This is a genomic window from Citrobacter sp. Cpo221, assembly GCF_030332345.1.
Classification (GTDB): domain Bacteria; phylum Pseudomonadota; class Gammaproteobacteria; order Enterobacterales; family Enterobacteriaceae; genus Citrobacter; species Citrobacter portucalensis.
The window spans coordinates 78335-101043 of record NZ_JAOWIA010000056.1 but is presented as its reverse complement, the minus strand read 5'-3'; the positions used below and the strand labels follow the sequence as shown (position 1 = coordinate 101043).

Annotated in this window: 24 protein-coding genes and 1 tRNA gene; 9 read left to right on the top strand and 16 right to left on the bottom strand. The window is 54.9% G+C overall.

The features are described from left to right. Positions 1-6: 6 nt before the first annotated feature. From OGY72_RS14690 to OGY72_RS14675, 4 genes are all read left to right on the top strand, one after another. Positions 7-591: a propanediol/glycerol family dehydratase medium subunit gene (locus OGY72_RS14690; protein ID WP_003828500.1), complete on the top strand. Its 585-nt coding sequence runs from the start codon at positions 7-9 to the stop codon at positions 589-591. Positions 592-593: 2 nt separating this feature from the next. Continuing rightward, positions 594-1022, top strand: a complete 429-nt coding sequence (locus tag OGY72_RS14685) for a diol dehydratase small subunit (protein WP_286548095.1) — start codon at positions 594-596, stop codon at positions 1020-1022. Between the two features lie 10 nt (positions 1023-1032). Beyond that, on the top strand, positions 1033-2847 hold the full coding sequence (locus tag OGY72_RS14680) for a diol dehydratase reactivase subunit alpha (RefSeq protein ID WP_286548093.1): 1815 nt from the start codon (positions 1033-1035) through the stop codon (positions 2845-2847). A 109-nt stretch (positions 2848-2956) separates the two neighbouring features. After that, a complete protein-coding gene (locus tag OGY72_RS14675; protein WP_001573898.1) occupies positions 2957-3280 on the top strand; it encodes a DUF1889 family protein in 324 nt (107 codons plus the stop codon). A 268-nt stretch (positions 3281-3548) separates the two neighbouring features. On the opposite strand, the gene OGY72_RS14670 is transcribed toward OGY72_RS14675, so the two are convergent. Continuing rightward, positions 3549-3624, bottom strand: a tRNA-Ile gene (locus OGY72_RS14670). 125 nt (positions 3625-3749) lie between these two features. Here OGY72_RS14670 and mug point away from each other — a divergent pair. Then, positions 3750-4256, top strand: a complete 507-nt coding sequence (gene mug / locus OGY72_RS14665; RefSeq protein ID WP_149281949.1) for a G/U mismatch-specific DNA glycosylase — start codon at positions 3750-3752, stop codon at positions 4254-4256. A 45-nt stretch (positions 4257-4301) separates the two neighbouring features. Here the strand turns inward: mug and rpoD are convergent, their stop codons facing one another. The 3 genes from rpoD to rpsU form a co-directional block, all read right to left on the bottom strand. Next, positions 4302-6149, bottom strand: a complete 1848-nt coding sequence (gene rpoD, locus OGY72_RS14660; RefSeq protein WP_003024699.1) for an RNA polymerase sigma factor RpoD — start codon at positions 6147-6149, stop codon at positions 4302-4304. Between the two features lie 359 nt (positions 6150-6508). Then, complete coding sequence (dnaG, locus tag OGY72_RS14655) at positions 6509-8254, bottom strand: DNA primase (RefSeq protein WP_003828467.1); 1746 nt, start codon at positions 8252-8254, stop codon at positions 6509-6511. A gap of 237 nt (positions 8255-8491) precedes the next feature. Further along, positions 8492-8707, bottom strand: a complete 216-nt coding sequence (gene rpsU / locus OGY72_RS14650) for a 30S ribosomal protein S21 (RefSeq protein WP_001144069.1) — start codon at positions 8705-8707, stop codon at positions 8492-8494. Positions 8708-8943: 236 nt separating this feature from the next. Here rpsU and tsaD point away from each other — a divergent pair, with 236 nt between their 5' ends. Next, positions 8944-9957, top strand: coding sequence for a tRNA (adenosine(37)-N6)-threonylcarbamoyltransferase complex transferase subunit TsaD (tsaD, locus tag OGY72_RS14645; RefSeq protein WP_126317394.1), 1014 nt, complete (start codon positions 8944-8946; stop codon positions 9955-9957). An 87-nt stretch (positions 9958-10044) separates the two neighbouring features. Here the strand turns inward: tsaD and ureG are convergent, their stop codons facing one another. From ureG to ttdA, 10 genes are all read right to left on the bottom strand, one after another. Next, positions 10045-10662, bottom strand: a complete 618-nt coding sequence (ureG, locus tag OGY72_RS14640; RefSeq protein ID WP_003828463.1) for an urease accessory protein UreG — start codon at positions 10660-10662, stop codon at positions 10045-10047. 9 nt (positions 10663-10671) lie between these two features. Then, positions 10672-11343, bottom strand: coding sequence for an urease accessory protein UreF (locus OGY72_RS14635; RefSeq protein ID WP_148361459.1), 672 nt, complete (start codon positions 11341-11343; stop codon positions 10672-10674). Then, positions 11343-11801 carry an urease accessory protein UreE gene (ureE, locus tag OGY72_RS14630; RefSeq protein WP_198579676.1) on the bottom strand — a complete coding sequence of 153 codons (459 nt, stop codon included), beginning with the start codon at positions 11799-11801 and terminating at the stop codon, positions 11343-11345. The genes OGY72_RS14635 and ureE overlap by 1 nt, the downstream gene beginning before the upstream one ends. 9 nt (positions 11802-11810) lie before the next feature. Continuing rightward, positions 11811-13514 carry an urease subunit alpha gene (gene ureC, locus OGY72_RS14625; RefSeq protein WP_279275484.1) on the bottom strand — a complete coding sequence of 568 codons (1704 nt, stop codon included), beginning with the start codon at positions 13512-13514 and terminating at the stop codon, positions 11811-11813. Then, on the bottom strand, positions 13507-13827 hold the full coding sequence (locus OGY72_RS14620; RefSeq protein WP_003828455.1) for an urease subunit beta: 321 nt from the start codon (positions 13825-13827) through the stop codon (positions 13507-13509). Before OGY72_RS14620 ends, ureC begins: the two co-directional genes overlap by 8 nt. A gap of 9 nt (positions 13828-13836) precedes the next feature. Then, positions 13837-14139, bottom strand: coding sequence for an urease subunit gamma (locus tag OGY72_RS14615; RefSeq protein ID WP_003024678.1), 303 nt, complete (start codon positions 14137-14139; stop codon positions 13837-13839). A gap of 10 nt (positions 14140-14149) precedes the next feature. Continuing rightward, positions 14150-14974, bottom strand: coding sequence for an urease accessory protein UreD (locus OGY72_RS14610; protein ID WP_197971215.1), 825 nt, complete (start codon positions 14972-14974; stop codon positions 14150-14152). Between the two features lie 123 nt (positions 14975-15097). Further along, positions 15098-16561 carry an anion permease gene (locus tag OGY72_RS14605; protein ID WP_126317398.1) on the bottom strand — a complete coding sequence of 488 codons (1464 nt, stop codon included), beginning with the start codon at positions 16559-16561 and terminating at the stop codon, positions 15098-15100. Positions 16562-16609: 48 nt separating this feature from the next. Beyond that, positions 16610-17215 carry a L(+)-tartrate dehydratase subunit beta gene (gene ttdB, locus OGY72_RS14600; RefSeq protein ID WP_003828447.1) on the bottom strand — a complete coding sequence of 202 codons (606 nt, stop codon included), beginning with the start codon at positions 17213-17215 and terminating at the stop codon, positions 16610-16612. Then, positions 17212-18120 (bottom strand): L(+)-tartrate dehydratase subunit alpha, encoded by a 909-nt coding sequence (gene ttdA / locus OGY72_RS14595; RefSeq protein ID WP_286548083.1) that lies wholly within the window; start codon positions 18118-18120, stop codon positions 17212-17214. The genes ttdB and ttdA overlap by 4 nt, the downstream gene beginning before the upstream one ends. 213 nt (positions 18121-18333) lie before the next feature. Here ttdA and ttdR point away from each other — a divergent pair, with 213 nt between their 5' ends. Continuing rightward, a complete protein-coding gene (gene ttdR, locus OGY72_RS14590) occupies positions 18334-19275 on the top strand; it encodes an L-tartrate utilization transcriptional activator TtdR (RefSeq protein WP_284968982.1) in 942 nt (313 codons plus the stop codon). Positions 19276-19306: 31 nt separating this feature from the next. On the opposite strand, the gene plsY is transcribed toward ttdR, so the two are convergent. Next, on the bottom strand, positions 19307-19924 hold the full coding sequence (plsY, locus tag OGY72_RS14585; protein ID WP_003828443.1) for a glycerol-3-phosphate 1-O-acyltransferase PlsY: 618 nt from the start codon (positions 19922-19924) through the stop codon (positions 19307-19309). A gap of 106 nt (positions 19925-20030) precedes the next feature. On the opposite strand from plsY, the gene folB reads away from it, so the two are divergent. Continuing rightward, positions 20031-20399 (top strand): bifunctional dihydroneopterin aldolase/7,8-dihydroneopterin epimerase, encoded by a 369-nt coding sequence (folB, locus tag OGY72_RS14580; RefSeq protein ID WP_003024659.1) that lies wholly within the window; start codon positions 20031-20033, stop codon positions 20397-20399. Between the two features lie 86 nt (positions 20400-20485). After that, positions 20486-21304, top strand: a complete 819-nt coding sequence (gene bacA, locus OGY72_RS14575; RefSeq protein WP_003828439.1) for an undecaprenyl-diphosphate phosphatase — start codon at positions 20486-20488, stop codon at positions 21302-21304. 109 nt (positions 21305-21413) lie between these two features. On the opposite strand, the gene OGY72_RS14570 is transcribed toward bacA, so the two are convergent. Further along, a complete protein-coding gene (locus OGY72_RS14570; protein ID WP_126317403.1) occupies positions 21414-22649 on the bottom strand; it encodes a multifunctional CCA addition/repair protein in 1236 nt (411 codons plus the stop codon). Positions 22650-22709: the final 60 nt, after the last annotated feature.

Sequence of the window (22709 nt, the reverse complement as noted above, 5' to 3'; positions counted from 1 at the left end):
TACACAGTGGAATGCACAACTGAACGTAAGCCGGTTTTCACCTTACAGGTGAGCGAAGGCGAGGCGGCTAACGCGGATGAACGCGTGGATGAGGTGGTGATTGGCGTCGGCCCGGCCTTTGCTAAGTATCAGCATAAAACCTTGATTGATATGCCGCACAACGCGATTTTGAAAGAGCTGGTTGCAGGCATTGAAGAAGAGGGGTTACATGCGCGGGTAGTGAGGATCCTGCGCACCTCGGATGTTTCTTTTATGGCATGGGATGCGGCAAATCTCAGCGGCTCAGGCATTGGGATTGGTATCCAGTCGAAAGGAACCACGGTGATTCATCAGCGCGATCTGCTGCCGCTAAGTAACCTGGAACTGTTTTCTCAGGCTCCGCTGCTGACGCTGGAAACCTATCGTCAGATTGGTAAAAACGCCGCGCGATATGCACGTAAAGAGTCGCCTTCTCCGGTGCCAGTGGTCAATGACCAGATGGTGCGCCCTAAATTTATGGCCAAGGCCGCGCTGTTTCATATCAAAGAAACCAAACACGTGGTGCAGGATGCTGCGCCTGTCACGTTGCATATTGCACTGGTAAGGGAATGACCATGAACGACAACATCATGACCGCGCAGGATTACCCATTAGCCACCCGCTGCCCGGAGAAAATCCAGACGCCTACCGGTAAGCCGCTAACCGACATTACCCTTGAGAATGTGCTGGCGGGCCGCGTAGGACCACAGGATGTGCGTATTTCTCAGCAAACGCTGGAGTACCAGGCGCAGATTGCCGAGCAGATGCAGCGTCATGCCATGGCGCGCAATTTTCGTCGTGCGGCAGAACTGATTGCGATCCCGGATGCCCGCATTCTGGAGATCTACAACGCGCTACGGCCGTTTCGTTCTTCGTTTGCCGAGTTGCAGGCCATTGCCGATGAACTGGAACACACTTGGCACGCCAGGGTGAACGCCGGGTTTGTCCGCGAATCGGCAGAGGTATACCAGCAGAGAAATAAGCTGCGTAAAGGCAGTCAGTGACGGAGGCAGCATGCCGTTAATTGCAGGGATCGATATCGGCAACGCCACTACCGAAGTGGCGTTGGCGCAGGATGGCCGGTTTATCGGCAGCGGGATTGTCGCCACGACCGGGATGAAAGGCACGCGGGAGAATATCGCCGGGGTAGTCGCGTCCCTGCAGCAGGCGCTGGATAAAACGCCGTGGTCGCTGCAGGACGTGGCAAAAATCTGCATCAACGAGGCCGCACCGGTTATTGGCGATGTGGCGATGGAAACCATCACTGAAACCATCATTACCGAATCAACAATGATTGGCCATAACCCGCAAACGCCCGGCGGCGCTGGCGTGGGTATGGGAACCACCATCGCTGTGGAGAAGTTGGCAGCGTTGAGCGAGGATCGATTTGCCCAGGGCTGGATACCGTTGGTGGGTGAGGCGATGGATTTCCTTGAGGCGGTTTGGTTTATCAATGAAGCGCTGGATCGCGGCGTCAACGTGGTGGCGGCCATCCTGAAAAAAGATGATGGTGTGCTGGTGAATAATCGCCTGCGTCGGCCAATGCCGGTGGTTGATGAAGTCACTCTGCTGGAGAAGGTACCGGAAGGCGTGCTGGCGGCGGTGGAAGTGGCGGCCCCGGGACAGGTGGTGCGGGTGCTGTCGAATCCTTACGGTATCGCGACCTTCTTTGCCCTGACCCCTGAGGAAACGCAAACTATCGTCCCCATCGCCAGAGCGCTGATTGGCAACCGTTCCGCCGTGGTGCTGAAAACCCCGCAGGGCGATGTGCGATCAAGAGTGATCCCGGCGGGTAAGATCTTTATCCGTGGTGAAAAGCGTGGCGGTGAAGCCGACGTAGCGCAAGGCGCGCAGGCTATTATGCAGGCGATGAGCGCCTGCGCGCCCGTGTGTGATATTCGTGGTGAAGCAGGCACGCATGCAGGCGGCATGCTGGAGCGGGTGCGTAAGGTGATGGCCTCGCTGACCGGTCATGACATGAACACGGTGCATATTCAGGATCTGTTGGCGGTCGATACATTTATTCCGCGCAAGGTGCAGGGCGGCATCGCCGGAGAGTGTTCAATGGAGAACGCCGTGGGCATTGCGGCGATGGTGAAAGCCGATCGTTTACAGATGCAGGCCATCGCCAGTGAGCTGAGCGTCCGGTTAAACACTCTGGTTGAGGTTGGCGGCGTGGAGGCCAACATGGCTGTAGCGGGGGCGTTAACAACACCCGGATGCGCTGCACCGCTGGCGATCCTCGACTTAGGCGCAGGATCTACCGATGCCGCCGTCATCAATAGCGACGGCGTAGTGAAAGCGGTACATCTGGCCGGCGCGGGGAATATGGTCAGCCTGTTGATTCAAACTGAGCTGGGCTTAAGCGATGCATTTCTGGCGGAGGAAATTAAAAAATACCCGCTGGCAAAAGTGGAGAGCCTGTTCAGCATTCGCCATGAGAACGGCGCGGTGGAGTTTTTCCGCGAACCGCTCAGTCCGTCAGTATTCGCCAAAGTGGTGTACTTGAAAGAGGGCGAGCTGATCCCGGTAGATAACCAGACTTCGCTGGAAAAAATCCGTCTGGTGCGCCGACAGGCTAAAGAGAAGGTTTTTGTGACCAACTGCCTGCGCGCGTTACGCCAGGTGTCACCCGGCGGCTCTATTCGCGATATGACGTTTGTGGTGCTGGTGGGCGGTTCTTCGCTGGATTTCGAAATCCCGCAGATGATCACCGACGCGCTGGCGCATTACGGCGTTGTCGCCGGGCAGGGCAATATTCGAGGAACCGAAGGGCCGCGTAATGCGGTGGCAACCGGGCTGGTTTTAGCCGGAGAAGCCAAAAAATAGCGCAGAAAACAGCCGCGCAAGCGTTTAGCTGCGGGGTAAGTCAAATAAAGGCGATGTTCTCTTTGATATCCCGGCGGAGTTGGGTACATAGTATAAACGTGTCTCTCACGTGGTTAATTTTAAGGATAAGAGCATGCCAACAGCAATTGAGAAAGCATTGGATTTTATTGGTGGTATGAACACTTCGGCGTCAGTACCCCATTCAATGGATGAAAGCACCGCTAAGGGAATCTTAAAGTATTTGCATGACTTAGGTGTGCCAGCGAGTCCGGAAGTTGTGATGGCACGGGGTGAGCAAGAGGGATGGAATCCCGAGTTCACGAAAAAAGTGGCCGGATGGGCAGAAAAAGTCGCCTCCGGTAACCGCATCCTTATCAAGAACCCAGAGTATTTTTCAACCTATATGCAGGAGCAGCTCAAAGAGCTAGTGTGAGCTGACTATCGAATTAAACTCTAACGGACGTTTCCATCTCTGGATGGCGGCGTCCAGATGGGGTTGCCATTAACATGCTGTTTTCTGAACAGGTGTATCGCGTAAATAGCTTTAGTCCCCGCCAGCCATTTTCTTCCGTGTACTCATTCAACATATTGATGCAAGCAAGTATTGATTTTTCCAGGACAAACTCTTTTTTGCTACATACCAATTTCTACGGAATACCCATAAAAAAAGGACCTGCGATTTCTCGCAAGTCCTTGAAATTTGGTGGCCCCTGCTGGACTTGAACCAGCGACCAAGCGATTATGAGTCGCCTGCTCTAACCACTGAGCTAAGGGGCCGTGGCGGTGGATTATAAAGTAACTCCGCGTTGCAATCCAGACATAAGCGTACGGATGCTGTTTTTATAAACAATGTATTTTCAGTCCGTTATACTTGTTCCCTTGATGTATTGTTCGGAGTAATTATGGTTAAGGACATACTGGCACCGGGGCTGCGGGTGGTATTTTGCGGCATCAATCCGGGGCTATCTTCCGCAGGTACAGGATTCCCCTTTGCACATCCCGCCAATCGCTTCTGGAAGGTCATCCATCAGGCGGGATTCACCGAGCGCCAGCTTAAACCTGAAGAGGCACAGCATCTGTTGGATTTTCGCTGCGGCGTGACTAAGTTTGTCGACAGACCAACGGTGCAAGCCAATGAAGTGAAGCTACAGGAGATGCGTAACGGTGGTCGTCTGCTCATTGAGAAAATAGAAGAGTATCAGCCAGCCGCGCTCGCTATCCTTGGGAAGCAGGCATTTGAGCAGGGGCTTAGCCAGCGTGGGGCGCAGTGGGGAAAACAGACGCTGACCATTGGCGCGACGCAAATATGGGTATTGCCGAATCCCAGCGGGTTAAGCCGGATCACGCTGGATAAACTGGTAGAGGCGTATCGGGAAGTGAATGACGCCCTGGTCAGGCGGGGACTATAAAGAAAAACGCCACCTTGCGGTGGCGTTTATGCTTATGCGGCGAGATTAATCGTCCAGGAAGCTACGCAGTACTTCAGAGCGGCTCGGGTGGCGCAGTTTACGCAGCGCCTTCGCTTCGATCTGACGGATACGTTCGCGGGTAACGTCGAACTGTTTACCCACTTCTTCCAGCGTGTGGTCGGTGTTCATATCGATACCGAAACGCATACGCAGAACTTTCGCTTCACGGGCGGTCAGGCCAGCCAGAACGTCGTGCGTTGCGGCACGCAGGCTCTCGGTGGTCGCAGAGTCCAGCGGCAGCTCGAGGGTGGTATCCTCGATGAAATCACCCAGATGCGAATCTTCATCGTCGCCGATCGGCGTTTCCATGGAGATAGGTTCTTTAGCGATTTTCAGCACTTTACGGATCTTGTCTTCCGGCATCAGCATGCGCTCAGCCAGTTCTTCTGGCGTCGGCTCGCGGCCCATCTCTTGCAGCATCTGACGGGAGATACGGTTGAGCTTGTTGATAGTCTCAATCATATGTACCGGGATACGGATGGTACGCGCCTGATCCGCGATCGAACGGGTGATCGCCTGACGGATCCACCAGGTTGCATAGGTGGAGAACTTGTAACCACGACGGTATTCAAACTTATCAACCGCTTTCATCAGACCGATGTTACCTTCCTGAATCAGATCCAGGAACTGCAAGCCACGGTTGGTGTATTTTTTAGCGATAGAGATAACCAGACGTAAGTTCGCTTCAACCATCTCTTTTTTCGCACGGCGGGCTTTCGCTTCACCGATGGACATGCGACGGTTGATATCTTTAACCTGCTCGATGGTCAGGCCGGTTTCTTCTTCAATCTGCTGCAGTTTCTGCAGGCCGCGGTGAACGTCATCTGCAACGTCGTGCAGTTTTTCAGACCACGGTTTGTTCATCGCGATTGCCGCGTTGAACCAGGTTTCGCTGGTTTCGTTGCCAGTGAACAGGGTGATGAAGTTTTTCTTCGGCATTTTGCACTGCTCAACGCAGAGCTTCATGATCAGACGTTCCTGAGTACGCACGCGGTCCATCATGACGCGCATGCTGTTTACCAGGTAGTCGAACTGCTTCGGCACCAGGCGGAACTGTTTGAACACTTCGGACAGCTTCTGAATTTCTTCCTGCGCGGCAGCATGGCTGCGGCCTTTCGCTTTGATGGTGTCGCGAGTGATTTCGTACTGAGTACGCAGTTCACCGAATTTTTCACGCGCTAACTCAGGGTCGATGCTGTTGTCATCATCGCTGCTGTCGTCGTCGCCATCTTCTTCATCTTCGTCTTCATCGTCATCCATCTCTTCCTGAGAGAGTTCAGAACCGACGTGGGTCGCCGTTGGCGCCATGTCTTCTTCCGCGTTTGGATCGACAAAGCCAGTGATCAGATCGGAAAGACGTGCTTCTTCAGCTTCTACGCGATCGTACTGCTCAAGCAGGTAGGTGATAGCTTCCGGGTATTCGGCAACGGAGCATTGAACCTGGTTAATCCCGTCTTCGATGCGTTTAGCGATGTCGATTTCGCCTTCGCGGGTTAACAGTTCAACGGTACCCATTTCACGCATGTACATGCGGACCGGGTCAGTCGTACGACCGATTTCGGACTCAACGCTGGACAGAACCTGGGCAGCCGCTTCTTCCGCGTCTTCATCGGTGCTGTTGGAGGTTTCAGCAAGCAGCAGATCATCGGCATCAGGTGCTTCTTCCATCACCTGAATACCCATGTCATTGATCATTTGGATGATGTCTTCGATTTGATCTGAATCGACGATATCTTCCGGCAGATGGTCATTGACCTCGGCATAGGTCAGATAGCCTTGCTCCTTACCACGTTGGACAAGAAGCTTCAGCTGTGACTGCGGGTTTTGCTCCATAAGACGGTATCCACACTTAATTCGTTTGATTGGTGTTGGGCGGTAAAACCGCCAACGGCAAAACGAGGGCATACTTATATTTTGCCGCTGCCTCTCCGTGCGGCTGTCGGGGGCTTCCCGATCGATATTCGGCAGTTAAGCCGTTAAATACTTCATCTTTCACGTTGTCTCTGCGTTAGCTGCGTTCGTTACTCGGCTCATCCTGAGCCTCGCCCCTTACGGGGCCGCCGCAAGCAGCGTTCAAATCTGCTCCCGGCGGATTTGTCATCCTGGTCATGTACTTATGTACACTCCCAGGCGTTCGTTCACTTGCTGCCTTGATACAACGCGAATGATTTTGTCTTTGTTTTGTCTTTCTCTTATTTCTTGGCCAGTTCCTGGTTCAGTGTCCAGAGTTCCCGGCGTTCTTCGCTGCTTAAACCGTGTGTGCGCTCACGAGCTATCAACTCTTCCTGGCGCAGTTCAAGCATCGAATCAAACATATGGTTGAGTGAGTCGGTGAAGGTTTTTTCCGCGATATCTTTATCTGCTATATCGTCCCACATCGACAGTTTTTCAAGGGTCGCAGCATCATTTGTGCCACGGTAGTGTTCTAAAAGTTGCCCGGTGGTCAGACCTGGCTGAGCCAGACAAGTGTTGACCAGTTCTCTGAATAAGCCAAGTCCAGGCAGCTTATTACTATCCAGTGCGCCTAACGGTGGAACCAGCGGGGCGAGGCCCGGGTTCTGTACCAGCAACCCTATAAGTATACGCATGGTCGTACGTTTTAGCTGTGGAACAGGGCGGGAAGCTCCATTTTCTGCCAGTTTAGGCATTAAACGTTCAAGCTGGCTGTCATCCAGAATGCCGAGCTTGTTCCCCAACTCCTGTCGCAGGTAAATGCGCAACGTTTCGCCTGGTACCTGAGTAATCAACGGTAATGCCAGCGTACTGAGCTGTGCGCGTCCGTCCGGGGTACTCAAATCAACCTGCGGCAGCAGGCTGTTAAATAAAAACGCGGAGAGCGGCAGCGCCTGCTCCATCCGGGCTTCAAAGGCCTCTTTCCCTTCTTTACGCACCAGCGTATCGGGGTCTTCGCCGTCAGGTAAAAACATAAAGCGTAGCTGGCGTCCGTCTGTCATATAGGGCAGTGCGGTTTCCAGCGCGCGCCATGCTGCGTCACGTCCGGCACGGTCGCCGTCGTAACAGCAAATTACGTTGTTCGTCGCGCGGAACAACAGTTGGATGTGATCGGCGGTAGTTGACGTCCCAAGGGATGCCACGGCGTAGTTAATGCCGTATTGCGCCAGCGCCACCACATCCATATAGCCTTCTACCACTAACAGGCGCTGTGGATCGGCGTTATCCTGCTGGGCTTCATAAAGGCCATACAGCTGGCGACCTTTATGGAAAATATCGGTTTCCGGGGAGTTCAGATATTTCGGCAGGGCATCGCCCAGCACGCGTCCACCAAAACCAATGACCCGACCACGTTTGTCGCGGATGGGGAACATCACCCGTTCGCGGAAGCGATCGTAACTGCGTCCCTGATCGTTGGTGACCAACATCCCCGCATCGACCAGCGATTTGCGATTCTCAGCATTGCCGCCAAACCGTTTCAGGACGTTGTCCCAGCCGGGGGGCGCAAAACCAATAGCAAAACGGGTGATAACGTCGCTACTTAATCCTCGCTTTTCCAGGTACTGGCGCGCAGGGGTAGCGGCGGGCTGCATCAAAGACTGTTGATAAAAAGTGTTCAGGCCGTCCATCAATTGATAAAGGCTTTGCCGTTGATGGCGCTCTATCTGACTGGGGCCACTGCCTGCTTCATAGGGTACTTCAAGGTTATGCATTGCGGCCAGTTCTTCGACGGTTTCCACAAACTCGAGCTTGTCGTAGTTCATCAGAAAGTCGACGGCGTTGCCATGCGCGCCACACCCAAAGCAGTGATAAAACTGTTTTTCACCGTTTACGGTGAAAGAGGGGGTTTTTTCGTTATGGAACGGACAGCACGCGTGATAATTTTTGCCCTGCTTTTTCAGCTTTACCCGCGCGTCGATGAGATCGACGATGTCGGTTCTTGCCAGCAGGTCATTGATAAAAACGCGAGGAATTCGTCCAGCCATAAGCCCCTGTTTTTTGATGACTCATATACACAAAATCATTCAGGATGCATCAAGGCGGCAAGGAAGCGAATCCTCAGGAGCGTACAGCAGTACGTGACTGGGGTGAGCGACTGCAGCCAACACTGAGGCAGCTTGAATGATGACGTGTATAAACGAAAATAAGCCGCGCATTCCTTCCGGAAGCACGGCCTTACAACTACAACTCAGTCTGAATTGAGAGCTTTGGCTCTCAATGGATTAGTACAGACGAGTACGGCGTGCGTTTTCGCGAGCCAGTTTCTTCGCGTGACGTTTCACAGCAGAAGCTTTAGCGCGCTTACGTTCGGTAGTCGGTTTTTCATAGAACTCACGACGACGAACTTCCGCCAGAACACCTGCTTTTTCGCATGAACGCTTGAAGCGACGCAGTGCTACGTCGAACGGCTCGTTTTCACGTACTTTAATTACCGGCATGTAACTCTCACCTTTAATAAATTCGGTTTGCCGCTGGCATCAACGCCAGCTTATTTCAAAATGGTGCGGAATTTTACTGCAATTGCTGCTGCTTTGTAAAGCACCGACGCGATTTTGAAAGGGACTTTTATAAGGACAAGGAGTATACACGAGCGAAACTCCTGGGGCGAACAAAGTTTTACATCAACCCGCATTGGTCCTACACTGCGCGGTAATAAAGCGAGGTAAAACAAGTCATGCGTGTACTGGGTATTGAAACATCCTGCGATGAAACCGGCATCGCCATTTACGACGATGAAAAAGGTCTTTTAGCCAACCAATTGTATAGTCAGGTGAAATTACATGCTGACTACGGCGGCGTAGTGCCAGAACTGGCCTCGCGCGATCACGTACGTAAAACCGTACCGTTGATCCAGGCCGCGCTGAAAGAAGCGGGACTGACGGCAAAAGAGATCGATGCGGTGGCGTATACCGCAGGTCCTGGTCTGGTTGGTGCGCTGCTGGTTGGCGCTACCGTAGGACGTTCGCTGGCGTTCGCCTGGGGCGTACCGGCAATTCCTGTGCACCACATGGAAGGGCATCTGCTGGCGCCAATGCTGGAAGATAATCCCCCTGCGTTCCCGTTCGTCGCGCTGCTGGTTTCCGGCGGTCACACTCAGTTGATCAGCGTCACCGGTATCGGTCAGTATGAATTGCTGGGCGAATCGATTGATGATGCTGCCGGTGAAGCGTTTGACAAAACCGCCAAGCTGCTGGGGCTGGATTATCCTGGCGGCCCAATGTTGTCAAAGCTGGCATCACAAGGTGTTGAAAAACGCTTTGTCTTCCCGCGTCCGATGACTGACCGTCCGGGGCTGGACTTCAGCTTCTCTGGCCTGAAAACCTTTGCCGCGAATACCATTCGTAATAACAAAAATGACGATCAGACCCGCGCTGATATCGCCCGTGCGTTTGAAGACGCGGTAGTTGATACGCTGATGATCAAGTGCAAACGCGCGCTGGATCAAACCGGTTTTAAACGTCTGGTGATGGCGGGGGGCGTGAGTGCGAACCGTACGCTGCGCGCAAAACTGGCCGAGATGATGCAAAAACGTCGTGGCGAAGTGTTTTACGCGCGTCCGGAATTTTGTACCGATAACGGGGCGATGATCGCCTACGCGGGCATGGTGCGCTTTAAAGCGGGTGCAACGGCGGATCTTGGCGTGACCGTGCGTCCACGCTGGCCGCTGGCGGAATTACCGGCAGCATAAGTTTTTTTGCCCGGTGGCGCTGCGTTTACCGGGCTTACAAAACCGTAGGCCAGGTCAGGCGAATCCGCCGCCCGGCGATAGCTCTCACTACATCCGCAACATTCCTTTCTCTTCCAGAAACGCGATAATTTTTTCCAGGCCTTCTCCAGATTTTAAATTACTAAACGTCCATGGACGCTCGCCGCGCATGCGCAAGGTATCGCGCTCCATCACCTCCAGCGATGCGCCGACGTAAGGGGCCAGATCGGTTTTATTGATCACCAGAAAATCGGATTTGGTGATCCCCGGACCACCTTTACGCGGGATCTTCTCGCCTTCAGCAACATCGATCACATAGATCGTCAGATCCGCGAGTTCCGGGCTGAAGGTGGCGCTCAGGTTATCGCCGCCGCTTTCCACAAAAATCAGATCCAGATTACCGAATTTCTCGCTCAGCGCTTCTACGGCGGCCAGATTCATCGACGCATCTTCGCGGATGGCGGTATGCGGGCAGCCACCGGTTTCCACGCCGACGATCCTCTCTGGCTCCAGTGCGCCCGCCTCGGTGAGAATGCGCTGGTCTTCTTTGGTGTAGATATCGTTGGTCACCACCGCCAACTGATAGCTGCTGCGCATGGCTTTGCATAGCGCTTCCAGCAGCGCCGTTTTGCCCGAGCCAACCGGGCCGCCAACGCCCACGCGCAGGGGATGCTTGTAGTTACTCATTTTTTCTCCTCAGGAGCGGAATAATCGGGAATATTGGGTTTCATGCCGGGCAGACGCGATAGCGGCCAACGGCGTTGCGGAGCCGAGGCTGGTGTCAGGACACGTCAGCGCCTGTGCCAAACCCTGCGCATAGCGATCGCAGAGCGCAATAATCAAACGCTGGGCCGCCTGTTGTCCAAAAGGAACCAGCTTGACGCCAGCCATGACAGCGCTCTCAATCCAGCTGTAGCCGAGGCTTAATGCCAGCTCCGTCAGCGGAATTTTCCAGCGTACGCCCAGCCAGGCCATGCCGCAGAGTTGGCTGTCGACAAAGAGGGTGCGCCATTCTCGCGAGCAATCCGACTCCCAGTCGGTGACCAGCCGCGTAAACGCTGCACCCCGATTGCGTTCTTCATCCCGCAGTTCGCGGGTTTCGCGACAGGCCAGCAGGTAAGCGCTCCAGCGGCGTGCTGCGTCGAGATCGTCCAGCTCGCAGGCGCGATACAGTCTCGCCAGCAGCGGTAGGTCAACGGTAAAAAAGTTCTGCTCCATCTGCTGGATTTGCCAGGCAGAGAAGTCATCGACGCTTTTCACCCAGCCGATTTCCACCGCCCACTCCAGACCCTGGGACCAGGTAAACGACCCCACCGGGAGCGCGCTGCTGGCGAGCTGCATCAGACGTAGCTGTTGGCTGTTATGCATCAGTGCGCATGGCCGTGGTGATGCCCGTGTGATTCACTGGCATAAGCGCCTGCTTCAGGTTCAAACGGCAACTGGGCGAAGGTCACCTCAAGGTTGAACTGGCGCAGCATGTCGTCCAGCACATGATCGTGGTGGTAACGCAGTTCGTCCGGCAGGATTTGCAGCGGAACGTGGCGATTACCGAGGTGATAACAGGCTTTGGCGAGCAGTAAAGGATCGGCGCAGCGCACCACGGAAACCGACTCCGGCGCGGCGATCACTTCGATCACTTCGCTGCCATCTTCGGTGCTCAGCAGATCGCCACCGCGTAACAGCAAGCCACGCGGTAGCATCAGCCCGGCTTCGCGACCGTCATTCAGCGCCACTCTGGCACGACTTTTTACCCGAACATCAATGGGCAGCGTGACGCTTGCAGTAACGCGGTGAGCGTGGTCAAGGCGTTGGGTCAGGTAGATCATCGTCACTCCTCAAAACAGGAAATAGCGTTGCGCCATCGGCAAAACATCTGCCGGTTCGCTGGTGATAAGTTCGCCATCAATACGCACCTCGTAAGTCTGAGCATCGACGGTGATATTGGGTTGCAGGCCGTTGTGGATCATGTCGACCTTTTTCACCGTCCGACAGCCTTTGACGACGGCGATAGCGCTTTGCAGATTGAGCTGCTGCGGGATGTTTTGCGCGTCAGCGGCCTGCGAAATAAAGGTCAGCCGGGTGTGGTGCCGCGCCGCGCCAAGCGCGCCGAACATCATGCGGTAATGCACCGGCTGCGGGGTGGGGATCGAGGCGTTGATATCGCCCATTGGCGCGCAGGCAATCATCCCGCCCTTGACGATCGTCGCCGGTTTTACGCCAAAAAAGGCGGGCGACCACAGCACCAGATCGGCCAGTTTGCCAGGCTCAACGGAGCCGACTTCATGGGCGATACCGTGGGTTAATGCCGGGTTGATGGTGTATTTGGCGACGTAGCGTTTAACGCGCAGGTTGTCGTTGTCACCGGTTTCTTCTGCCAACGGGCCACGCTGAACCTTCATGCGGTGCGCCACCTGCCAGGTACGCAGGATCACTTCGCCAACGCGCCCCATCGCCTGTGAATCAGACGAGGTCAGGGAAAACGCGCCAATGTCATGCAGCACATCTTCGGCAGCGATTGTTTCCCGGCGAATGCGGGATTCGGCAAAGGCCACGTCTTCGGCGATATCCGGATCGAGGTGGTGGCAAACCATCAGCATGTCGAGATGCTCGTCGATAGTGTTGACGGTATAGGGCAGCGTCGGATTCGTGGAGGAGGGCAGAATATTCGGATGCGCGCAGGCGGTGATGATATCCGGCGCATGGCCGCCGCCCGCGCCTTCGGTGTGAAAGGTATGAATGGTGCGATCGCCAATTGCCGCCAGCGTATCTTCAACGAAACCGGACTCATTGAGCGTATCGCTGTGCAACGCGACCTGGATGTCCATCTCGTCGGCCACGGTCAGCGCGCAGTCGATAGCGGCAGGCGTGGCGCCCCAGTCTTCATGGATTTTCAGGCCAATTGCGCCCGCGCTGATTTGCTCGCGCAGGGCGTCTGGATTTGAGCCATTGCCTTTACCCAGCAAACCAATGTTAACCGGCAACGTGTCTGCCGCCTGCAGCATACGCGCGATGTACCACGGACCCGGCGTACAGGTGGTGGCGTGAGTGCCTGCCGCCGGACCGGTACCGCCGCCGATCATCGTCGTCACGCCAGAAACCAGCGCCTCCTGCGCCTGCTGTGGGCAGATCCAGTGAATATGCGTATCCACGCCGCCCGCGGTGACGATCTTGCCTTCCCCGGCAATGACTTCAGTTCCTACGCCTATCGGGATCGTCACGTTGGGTTGAATATCGGGATTACCTGCTTTGCCGATGGCGAAGATCCTGCCGTTTTTGATGCCGATATCCGCTTTCACGATCCCCCAGTGATCGACGATCAGCGCGTTGGTGATCACCAGATCCACGCATGCATCGGTGCGCATTTGTCCCTGGCCCATGCCGTCGCGGATCACTTTTCCGCCGCCGAATTTGACCTCTTCCCCGTAGGTGGTGAAGTCTTGTTCCACCTCGATCCACAGGTCGGTATCCGCCAGGCGCACTTTATCGCCGGTGGTTGGGCCAAACATGTCGGCGTACGCCTGCCGGGAAATGTCACTCATTATCTGCCTCCAGTGCGCCCATCACTTCGCTGCGAAAACCCACGATCCTTTGTGCACCAGCAACGCGCACCAGTTCGACTTCGCGTTTTTGTCCCGGCTCAAAACGTACTGCCGTGCCCGCAGCAATGTTCAGACGAAAGCCGCGTGCGGCCAGCCTGTCAAAGCGCAGCGCCGGGTTCACTTCGTAAAAGTGATAGTGCGATCCCACCTGTATGGGTCTGTCGCCATGATTTTCCACCACGATCGTGCAGATCTCCCGCCCTTGATTAAGCGCAATATTGCCTTTTGCGATCTGATATTCACCTGGGATCATTGCTGCTCCTTAGACGATCGGGTTGTGGACAGTGACCAGCTTCGATCCGTCCGGAAATGTGGCTTCAACCTGAATATCCGGGATCATCTCCGGTACGCCTTCCATCACCTGATCGCGGCGCAGGACGTGACGCCCGTCTTCCATCAGCGCGGCCACGGTTTGCCCGTCCCGTGCCCCTTCCATGATGAAAGCGCTAATCAGCGCCACCGATTCCGGGTAGTTCAGCTTCAGCCCGCGGGCCAGGCGACGTTCCGCCACCAGAGCGGCGGTAAACAGCAACAGCTTGTCTTTTTCTCTGGGAGTCAGTTCCATTAGGGTTCTCTTAGGTTTGCCAGATTCGCGGGAGTACGGGCGCTTTGTGTGTCAGCAGCGGGCGCAGAAATTGCCAGATGTCGCGCATAACGCGCTGGACAATCAGGTTGTCGTTAGCAAGAAAACGGATTGTCAGCAGCGAATCGTTAAGCGTTGCCCCGGCGTAATCGCCAAGCGCCGTAAGCCGCTCCCGCGTGCCCTCGAGCATGTGCTCGCTGGCCGGATAACACAGTAACGTACCGACCCAGGGATGATGTGCGACGCTGCTCAGATTCCACTCCTGCAACTGCAAGCGTTCTATCAGCAGTGGCTGCCCATCTCGCCACACTTCCAGGCGGTTTTGCAGCATGCCGTGGCTGAAGGTTTCCTGCATAACCGGTCGCCCAAGGCACAGCAGATCCCAGGCCAGCAGGCGGCTTGCGGATGTCAGATGAAAGACGGTCTGAATAGCGGCGTTGGCGCCGGGAAAGAGGATCGTATCCTGCGGCAGCCACTCCAGCGTCGAGTGGGGGGCGAGGGTAAAATGCTGGCGCAGCAATGCCTGCGGTCCGCGGCTGCGGTAAAACTTTCCCGCACCAGGCTGGGTGATTAACGCGTGGCTGTTTTCGTCGAGCGTTACGGCGATATGGAGCTCATCTCCGCCGACGATCCCCGCCGGTGGATGAAGCAGATAAAGATGGCAGACGTTTTCTTCGGGGTAAAATGGGCGCTGAACCGTCAGTGGACCATGATGACGCGCCGAGGCGAGCACCGTTTTATGCCCGGTGCAGGTAAAATGCAGATCCAGTTCGGCCTGCCAGCCCCGTGTGAGTGTCTCGTGCGCAACCGTGTCCAGAGCGTTTCCCTTATCAGCATGAGGGTGTTTGCATACAAAAAAGTATGCCTCAGCGCATCGGGAAATCGATCATACGAGAAGCTTATGGATAAAGGGGCGACAATATGCCGCCCCACCAGGGTTTTACAGTAAAACGAGGGGCATCCAGACCAGACCGGTAGTCACCAGCAGCACGAGGAAAATCAGGCCAAAAATAGCACCGAGTCGCCAGTAATCCGCCGTTGGTAAATAGCCGCTGCCGTAGTAGATAGGGCTAGGGCCGGTGGCGTACGGGGTCAGAATGCTGCCCAGACCAATGGCGGCGCCGACCATCAGGCAGAAGACCGGTAGCGGGATTTCCGGCATCGCCAGCGCGGCGGCAATCATCATCGGCGCGAGGGCGGAGGTATAGGCCGTGGCGCTGGCAAAGAAGTAACGCAGCAGATAGAACACTACGATCAGCGCTACCATCACCATCATCGGCGAATAGCCACTAAGCCCGTTTGCCAGCAGCTTGCCGAACCAGGTAATAAAACCGGTGTTATTGAGCCCGGTGGCCAGCGTGATCAGTGAGGCCAGCCAGAAAAAGACGTTCCACGCGGCTTTATTGCTGACGATGTCATCCCAGCTAATGATGCGCAATACCAGCATCAACGCTACCACGCTGTATCCGACCATCGCGGCGTCAATATAGTCACCGCCGAAGATCCACAGCACCAGCGCGCCGACCATCAGCACCAGCATCTTTTTCTCGCGAGCGCAGAGCGGTCCCATCGCTTTTAGCTCCGCATCCGCCCAGCGTGGCACCTGATCGCCGGATTTCAGCACCGGTGGATATAACACGTACGCCAGCCACGGCACGATCAGCACCAGTAAAATGCTCAGCGGCAGCATGCCTAAGAACCAGTCCCCCCAGCTCAGCGCGGTGTGGGACGCGCCTTTCATCAGACCGATCAACAGGAGGTTCGGCGCCATCGCCGTTAAGAAAATAGCGCTGGTAACGCAGTCGGCGACAATCCCCATCCACATGATGTACGAGCCAATGGAGCGTGAACTAGCGCTATTGGGCTGTGAGTTATACAGCGGCGGCAGGTTGCGGATAATCGGGTAGATTATTCCGGCCCCACGGGCGGAGTTGGAAGGCGTGACGGGAGCGAGGATAAGTTCGGAGAACATCACCGCATAGCCGAGAAACAGCGTCCGGTGCCCCATCTTTTTCACCAGCATCAGCGCGATACGCCGACCGAGTCCGGTTTTCTCATAGCCAGTACCAAACATAAAGGCCGCGAAGATCAGCCAGATGACCGAGTTTGAAAAGCCAGATACCGCCCACGACAGTGATTTGGCGGTAAATTTAAAACCGTCCTGCGCGAGTTGCTCTGGGCTGAACAGCAGCCACGGTGAAAGGACGGCGATGATCGAAATACCAATCATCGCCACCACCGCGCCAGGTACAGGTTCCAGAATAAGTCCGACAATCACACCGGTAAAGACGGCAAAATAGAGCCAGGTGTGGCTCTCAAGACCGGTGGGAACGGGCAGAACAGCAATAATGGCGATGACCACCAGCGGAGCCAGGTATCGCCACCAACCAGCTAAAGGTGCCATTGTTGTATCCCTGCGAAAGGGGAGAGGCGTAGCGCCTCTCCGGGAGGGTTATTTGATGTAATGCACGTGCTCGCAGATTTCATCGACGATAGGGTCGCGACGTTCAGCGAACAGCTTTTTGTTTTCAGCGATCAGGTTATTGCCGTGGGTATCGATGGAAACGATCAGCGGGCCGAACTCTTTTACCCGACACACCCACAGGGACTCCGGCATGCCGAGTTCCGTCCAGTGCACCTCTTCGATCTCCTCAACCTGGGTTGCCGCCACGACTGCGCAGCCTGCCGGGAAGATGACGTGCAGCGCTTTAAACTGCTTGCAGCCTTCTTCCGTCAGCGGTCCCATGCCGCCCTTGCCGACCACCAGTTTGACGCCAGTCTGTTCGATAAAGTCTTTCTCAAACGCTTCCATACGCATGCTGGTGGTTGGGCCGACGGAAACCATTTCCCATTTTTCACCGTTCTTACGTACGATCGGGCCCGCGTGGAAAATGGCTTTGCCGTTCAGGTCATAAGGAATCGGGCGCTTCAGTTCGATCAGGCGGCGGTGGCAAACGTCACGGCAGGTCACCAGCGTACCGGTCAGGTAAATGACATCGCCAACGCGAATGTCTGCCAGATCTTCGGCTTTGATCGGGGTTGTGAGGATCTTTTTCATAACGCGCTCCGGGTGTGAGACAGGTTTTCGAAGGAGAGGTCAGCATGAACCAACAGCGTGCCGCGACGGTGGGCCCAGCAGCCGGTAGAGACGGCAACGCCGATAGTCGACGGGTGGCGCGCGGCGGATTCGATATGCACGCCCATCACCGAGCTATTACCGGTCAATCCTTGCGGACCAATGCCCAGACGGTTAAGTCCTTCTTCCAGACGCAGTTCCAGTTCGGCCGCTTTCGGATTCGGATGACGTGAGCCGATAGGGCGCAGCACCGCTTTACGAGAAAGAACGGCGGCGGTTTCTACGGAGGTGGCAATACCGACGCCCACCAGCACCGGCGGACAAGCGTTTACTGCCAGCGTAGAGATATTTTCAAAAACAAATTTCACCACGCCTTCGTAGCCCTCAGAAGGCATTAACACCTTCGAGCGTCCCGGCAGCGTACAGCCGCCGCCTGCCATGTAGACTTCGATTTCCGCGTCATCGTTATCAGGGATGATGTCCCAGGTGACCCACGGCACACCGGTACCGGTATTTTTGCCGGTATTCACTTCGTCAAAAATCTCGACCGTGTTATGGCGCAGCGGTGCTTTTACCGTGGCGTCTTCAACGGCCTGCTTCAGGATGCTTTGCAGTTCGCCGAGGAGTGGAAAACGGGAACCGACCTTCACGAAGAACATAATCTCCCCGGTGTCCTGACAGGCAGGGCGGTTCAGGTCGATAGCTTTCTGCATGTTGTCAAACATGGTGTGGTAGATGATTTTACCCATCGGCGAGGTTTCGCCTTCACGCAGCTGTTTTAATTTATCCACGACGTCATCGGGCATGCGGGTAGAAATCATGGCGGTAAAATCAGCGACAATGTTCGTCAGCGTATTTATCGCATTTTGGTTATTTTGATTGCTCATCTTGTTAACTCCAGTTCTTTTATTTATCTGGAAATAAATTCTCCGCCACAAACTACCACTAAAAATGTGGATTAATATTATTTGCCACTGTGAATATCCAATTAACAGTTCGTGAATGATGTCCGGATAAGGCAATAAAAATTGCGCAAAGGCAGGGTTTAAGACGCATGAGAGAATTACACTGCGGTGAACAACATTACGGATAGACCGATCATGCTGAACACGTATCCCCTGGCGAAAGACCTGCAGGTGTTGGTTGAAATTGTGCATAGCGGCAGCTTCAGCGCCGCAGCCGCGACGCTGGGACAAACGCCGGCGTTTGTGACAAAACGCATTCAGATCCTAGAGTCCACGCTGGGGACGACGCTGCTAAGCCGCTCAGCGCGTGGCGTAGCGCTCACGGAGAGTGGTCAACGTTGCTATGAACATGCGCAGGCGATCCTCGCGAGTTATCAGCATCTGGTCGATGACGTCACGCAACTCAAAACGCGCCCGGCAGGGATGATTCGTATTGGCTGTAGTTTTGGCTTTGGGCGCAGTTATATTGCACCGGCAATTACCGAATTGATGCATAGCTACCCTGAATTACAGGTGCACTTTGAGCTTTACGATCGGCAAATTGATTTGACACAGGATAATATAGATTTGGATATTCGTATTAATGATGAGATTCCGGATTATTATATTGCGCATTTGTTAACGAAAAACAAAAGAATATTGTGTGCGGCCCCACCGTATTTACAAAAATACGGTGAGCCGACGACGTTACAGGAATTAAGTCGTCATGATTGTCTGGTCACTAAAGAACGAGATATGACTCACGGGGTGTGGGAACTGGACAATGGTCAGGAGAAAAAGTCGGTCAAGGTGGCGGGACATCTTTCCTCTAACAGCGGTGAGATTGTGTTGCAGTGGGCGCTACAGGGAAAAGGGATTATGTTGCGTTCCGAATGGGATGTGCAGCCTTTTCTGGCCAGCGGTGAACTGGTGCGTGTGCTGCCGGACTATGCGCAGAGCGCTAATATCTGGGCGGTTTATCAGGAGCCTCTGTATCGCAGCGTGAAGCTGCGCGTGTGCGTGGAATTTCTGGCGATGTGGTGTCAGAACCGATTAGGCAAGCCAGTGGAGGGGTATCACATCCCCCACGCCGGATAAGACGCCGTTGCGTCGCTATCCGACAATAAAATCACTCGGGGTCTCGTTCGCGTTTTTTCTTCAGCTTGGTCCAGATCTTCGGCTCCTGACGACGCCACAGACGCTGAATGTTGTCGTGGTGACGAAGCAGAATTAAGCACGACAGCATGGACACCGGAAAAGTGAACTGGGGATTGAACCACCAGACGTAAAAAGGGGCGATCAGCGCGCTGACGATAGCGCCTAACGACGAGTAGCCGCTTAATAAGACGGTCAGCAGCCAGGTCCCGGCCATCACGCCGGTTAAGTCCCAACCAATCGGCGCAATCGCGCCAAAAGCGGTGGCAACGCCTTTCCCACCTTTAAAGCCGAAGAATACCGGCCAAATGTGGCCCAGACAGGCGGCGATTGCGATCAATCCCAGCCAGAAGGGGCTGACGCCTAGCGCATAGGCCCCCCAGACGGGTAACATACCTTTCAGGACGTCGAAAATCAGCACCGCGACGGCGGCTCCCTTGCCACCGATGCGCAGCACGTTTGTCGCGCCCGGATTCCCAGAGCCGCTGTCGCGCGGGTCCGGCAATCCAGCAAGGCGGCATACCAGAATAGCACTGGAAATTGAGCCACAGAGGTACGCGAAGATAATCATTCCAGGCGCGATTGCACTCATAAGCTGTTCCGTTTTGAAAATGTCGTGTAAAACGCTACTTCTGTGGATAATACGCATATTTCGCCGGAAGTGGTATCCGGGTTAGCCAAAAAGCAGGCAGGTCGTGATGGATATTGTATTTATAGAGCAACTTTCTGTAATCACCACTATTGGTGTTTACGACTGGGAACAAACGATCGAACAACGGTTGGTGTTCGATATCGAAATGGCATGGGATAACCGCAAATCGGCTAAAAGCGATGATGTGGCTGATTGCCTGAGCTATGCTGATATTGCTCAAACGGTTGTTAATCATGTGGAAGGTGGGCGCTTTGCGCTGGTAGAACGGGTTGCGGAAGAGGTGGCGGATCTGCTGCTTAGCCGCTTTAATTCTCCCTGGGTACGGATCAAACTCAGTAAACCTGGCGCGGTAGCCCGTGCGGCGAACGTCGGGGTTATCATTGAGCGTGGCAATAATCTGAAAGAAAATAATTAATTTAATAATTTCTAAAACAAACGGGTATAAAAGGATCCTTTCGTCGGCTCTTTTTTGCCGTGGTTTCTCTATCTAGGGGTTTATTAATGAGTGATATGCACTCGCTGCTGGTAGCGGCAATTTTGGGTGTGGTCGAAGGATTGACGGAATTTTTACCCGTTTCCAGTACCGGCCATATGATTATTGTTGGCCACCTGTTGGGTTTTGAGGGTGACACTGCAAAAACATTCGAAGTGGTTATCCAGTTAGGTTCTATCCTGGCCGTTGTGGTCATGTTCTGGCGACGTCTGTTTGGCCTGATCGGTATTCACTTCGGCAAGGCTCCGCATGAAGGCACTGGCAAAGGTCGACTGACGCTGGGACATATCCTGTTGGGGATGATTCCAGCCGTGGTACTGGGGCTAATCTTCCACGACACTATCAAATCGCTGTTTAACCCGATCAACGTGATGTATGCGCTGGTGGTGGGTGGTGTACTGCTGATTGCCGCAGAATGCCTGAAGCCGAAGGAGCCGCGTGCGCCGGGGCTGGATGATATGACCTATCGCCAGGCGTTTATGATTGGCTGTTTCCAGTGTCTGGCGCTGTGGCCGGGTTTTTCTCGCTCCGGGGCGACGATTTCTGGCGGCATGCTGATGGGCGTGAGTCGTTACGCGGCCTCGGAATTCTCCTTCCTACTGGCTGTGCCGATGATGATGGGCGCGACGGCGCTGGATCTCTACAAGAGCTGGTCTTTCCTCAGCGCATCAGATATCCCGATGTTTGCAGTCGGATTTGTGACGGCGTTTATCGTGGCGCTGGTGGCGATCAAAACCTTCCTGCAACTGATTAAACGCATCTCGTTCATTCCGTTTGCGATTTACCGCTTTATTGTGGCGGCTGCCGTTTACGTCGTGTTCTTCTGATGACTTACCGTGGTGCCGGATGGCGGCGTTCCGCCTTATCCGGCCTACGGGTTATATCCGTGTCGAACCTGTAGGCCGGATAAGCACAGCGCATTCGGCAACGCAGTGTCTACGCTTTCGGGCAACGCTGCTCCTTCCAACTGGCTACCGCCGCGATGCGACGGCGGGTCAGTTCTTCACGAATTGCCTGACCTTTGAATCCAGCTTCAACCACGTCTTTCGTTGGCACCGCCTGAGCAACCTGCCAGGCTTCACGTAACAGCCTGCCTTGCGGATAATCCGCCGCTTCAAAACCGGTTCGCCCACGCACATCGGCCTCGCTGGTGAGGGCGATTTGCTCCACGCGCTGCGGTTTACGCCAGGCATCGATGGAATCAAACAGCTTAACGATGGTTTTTGGCTGCAGGATCGGGAAGGTATGAATGAGGTCGTGGAACTCGGAAACCAGTTTGGCTAAATCACGGATGTCATTCGGTACGCGCAGGCGCTGGCACAGTTGTTCGACAAGCTTAACACCCGCCGGACCGTGGCCGTGATGGCGCGGCCACAGCGCTTTAGGCGTCAATGCTTTGCCAAGATCGTGGCACAGCGTAGCAAAACGCACGTCGACTTCCGGACTTAACATGGCTGCCATCGACAGCGTCATCAGCGTATGAATACCGGTGTCGATTTCCGGATGCCACTGCGCGGGGGCAGGAACGCCAAACAAAGCATCTACTTCCGGAAACAGGACGCGCAGTGCGTCGCAGTCGCGCAGGACCTGAAAAAATATCTGTGGGTTACGGGTGGTTAATGCGCCTTCGGTTTCTTTCCACACCCGCTCTGGTGTCAGATGCTCCAGTTCACCAGCGATGGTCATGTCACGCATCAGCGTCATGGTTTCTTCAGCGATACGAAAACCGAGGTGCGCATAGCGGGCAGCAAAACGCGCCACGCGCAGCACGCGCAGCGGATCTTCGCTAAAGGCAGATGAAACATGGCGCAGCAGACGGTTTTCCAGATCGTCGCGTCCGTTATACGGGTCGATAATCTCCCCGTTGTCATCGCGGGCCATTGCGTTGATGGTCAGGTCACGACGCTGAAGATCGGCCTCCAGCGTGACATCTGCGGCGGCATAGCAGGTGAATCCGGTGTACCCCGAGCCTGACTTACGTTCGGTACGCGCCAGCGCATACTCTTCGCGGGTTTGCGGATGCAGAAACACGGGAAAATCGCGGCCTACCTGCTGGTAGCCCGCGTCGAGCATTTCTTGCGGCGTGGCGCCAACAACAACCCAATCTTTATCTTTAATCGGTAGCCCTAATAACGCATCCCGAACAGCACCACCGACCAGATAAATCTTCACGCCACTTTCCTTTTGAAAACTATGATCCCTTAATCATATGTCAGTGTGGCGGAGAAGGCG

Coding starts and splice junctions, on each gene's coding strand:
- OGY72_RS14685 (WP_286548095.1), top strand. CDS start 594: ATGAACGACAACATCATGACCGCGCAGGATTACCCATTAGCCACCCGC.
- OGY72_RS14680 (WP_286548093.1), top strand. CDS start 1,033: ATGCCGTTAATTGCAGGGATCGATATCGGCAACGCCACTACCGAAGTG.
- mug (WP_149281949.1), top strand. CDS start 3,750: ATGGTTAAGGACATACTGGCACCGGGGCTGCGGGTGGTATTTTGCGGC.
- rpoD (WP_003024699.1), bottom strand. CDS start 6,149: ATGGAGCAAAACCCGCAGTCACAGCTGAAGCTTCTTGTCCAACGTGGT.
- dnaG (WP_003828467.1), bottom strand. CDS start 8,254: ATGGCTGGACGAATTCCTCGCGTTTTTATCAATGACCTGCTGGCAAGA.
- rpsU (WP_001144069.1), bottom strand. CDS start 8,707: ATGCCGGTAATTAAAGTACGTGAAAACGAGCCGTTCGACGTAGCACTG.
- tsaD (WP_126317394.1), top strand. CDS start 8,944: ATGCGTGTACTGGGTATTGAAACATCCTGCGATGAAACCGGCATCGCC.
- ureG (WP_003828463.1), bottom strand. CDS start 10,662: ATGAGTAACTACAAGCATCCCCTGCGCGTGGGCGTTGGCGGCCCGGTT.
- OGY72_RS14635 (WP_148361459.1), bottom strand. CDS start 11,343: ATGCATAACAGCCAACAGCTACGTCTGATGCAGCTCGCCAGCAGCGCG.
- ureE (WP_198579676.1), bottom strand. CDS start 11,801: ATGATCTACCTGACCCAACGCCTTGACCACGCTCACCGCGTTACTGCA.
- ureC (WP_279275484.1), bottom strand. CDS start 13,514: ATGAGTGACATTTCCCGGCAGGCGTACGCCGACATGTTTGGCCCAACC.
- OGY72_RS14620 (WP_003828455.1), bottom strand. CDS start 13,827: ATGATCCCAGGTGAATATCAGATCGCAAAAGGCAATATTGCGCTTAAT.
- OGY72_RS14615 (WP_003024678.1), bottom strand. CDS start 14,139: ATGGAACTGACTCCCAGAGAAAAAGACAAGCTGTTGCTGTTTACCGCC.
- OGY72_RS14605 (WP_126317398.1), bottom strand. CDS start 16,561: ATGGCACCTTTAGCTGGTTGGTGGCGATACCTGGCTCCGCTGGTGGTC.
- ttdB (WP_003828447.1), bottom strand. CDS start 17,215: ATGAAAAAGATCCTCACAACCCCGATCAAAGCCGAAGATCTGGCAGAC.
- ttdA (WP_286548083.1), bottom strand. CDS start 18,120: ATGAGCAATCAAAATAACCAAAATGCGATAAATACGCTGACGAACATT.
- ttdR (WP_284968982.1), top strand. CDS start 18,334: ATGCTGAACACGTATCCCCTGGCGAAAGACCTGCAGGTGTTGGTTGAA.
- plsY (WP_003828443.1), bottom strand. CDS start 19,924: ATGAGTGCAATCGCGCCTGGAATGATTATCTTCGCGTACCTCTGTGGC.
- folB (WP_003024659.1), top strand. CDS start 20,031: ATGGATATTGTATTTATAGAGCAACTTTCTGTAATCACCACTATTGGT.
- bacA (WP_003828439.1), top strand. CDS start 20,486: ATGAGTGATATGCACTCGCTGCTGGTAGCGGCAATTTTGGGTGTGGTC.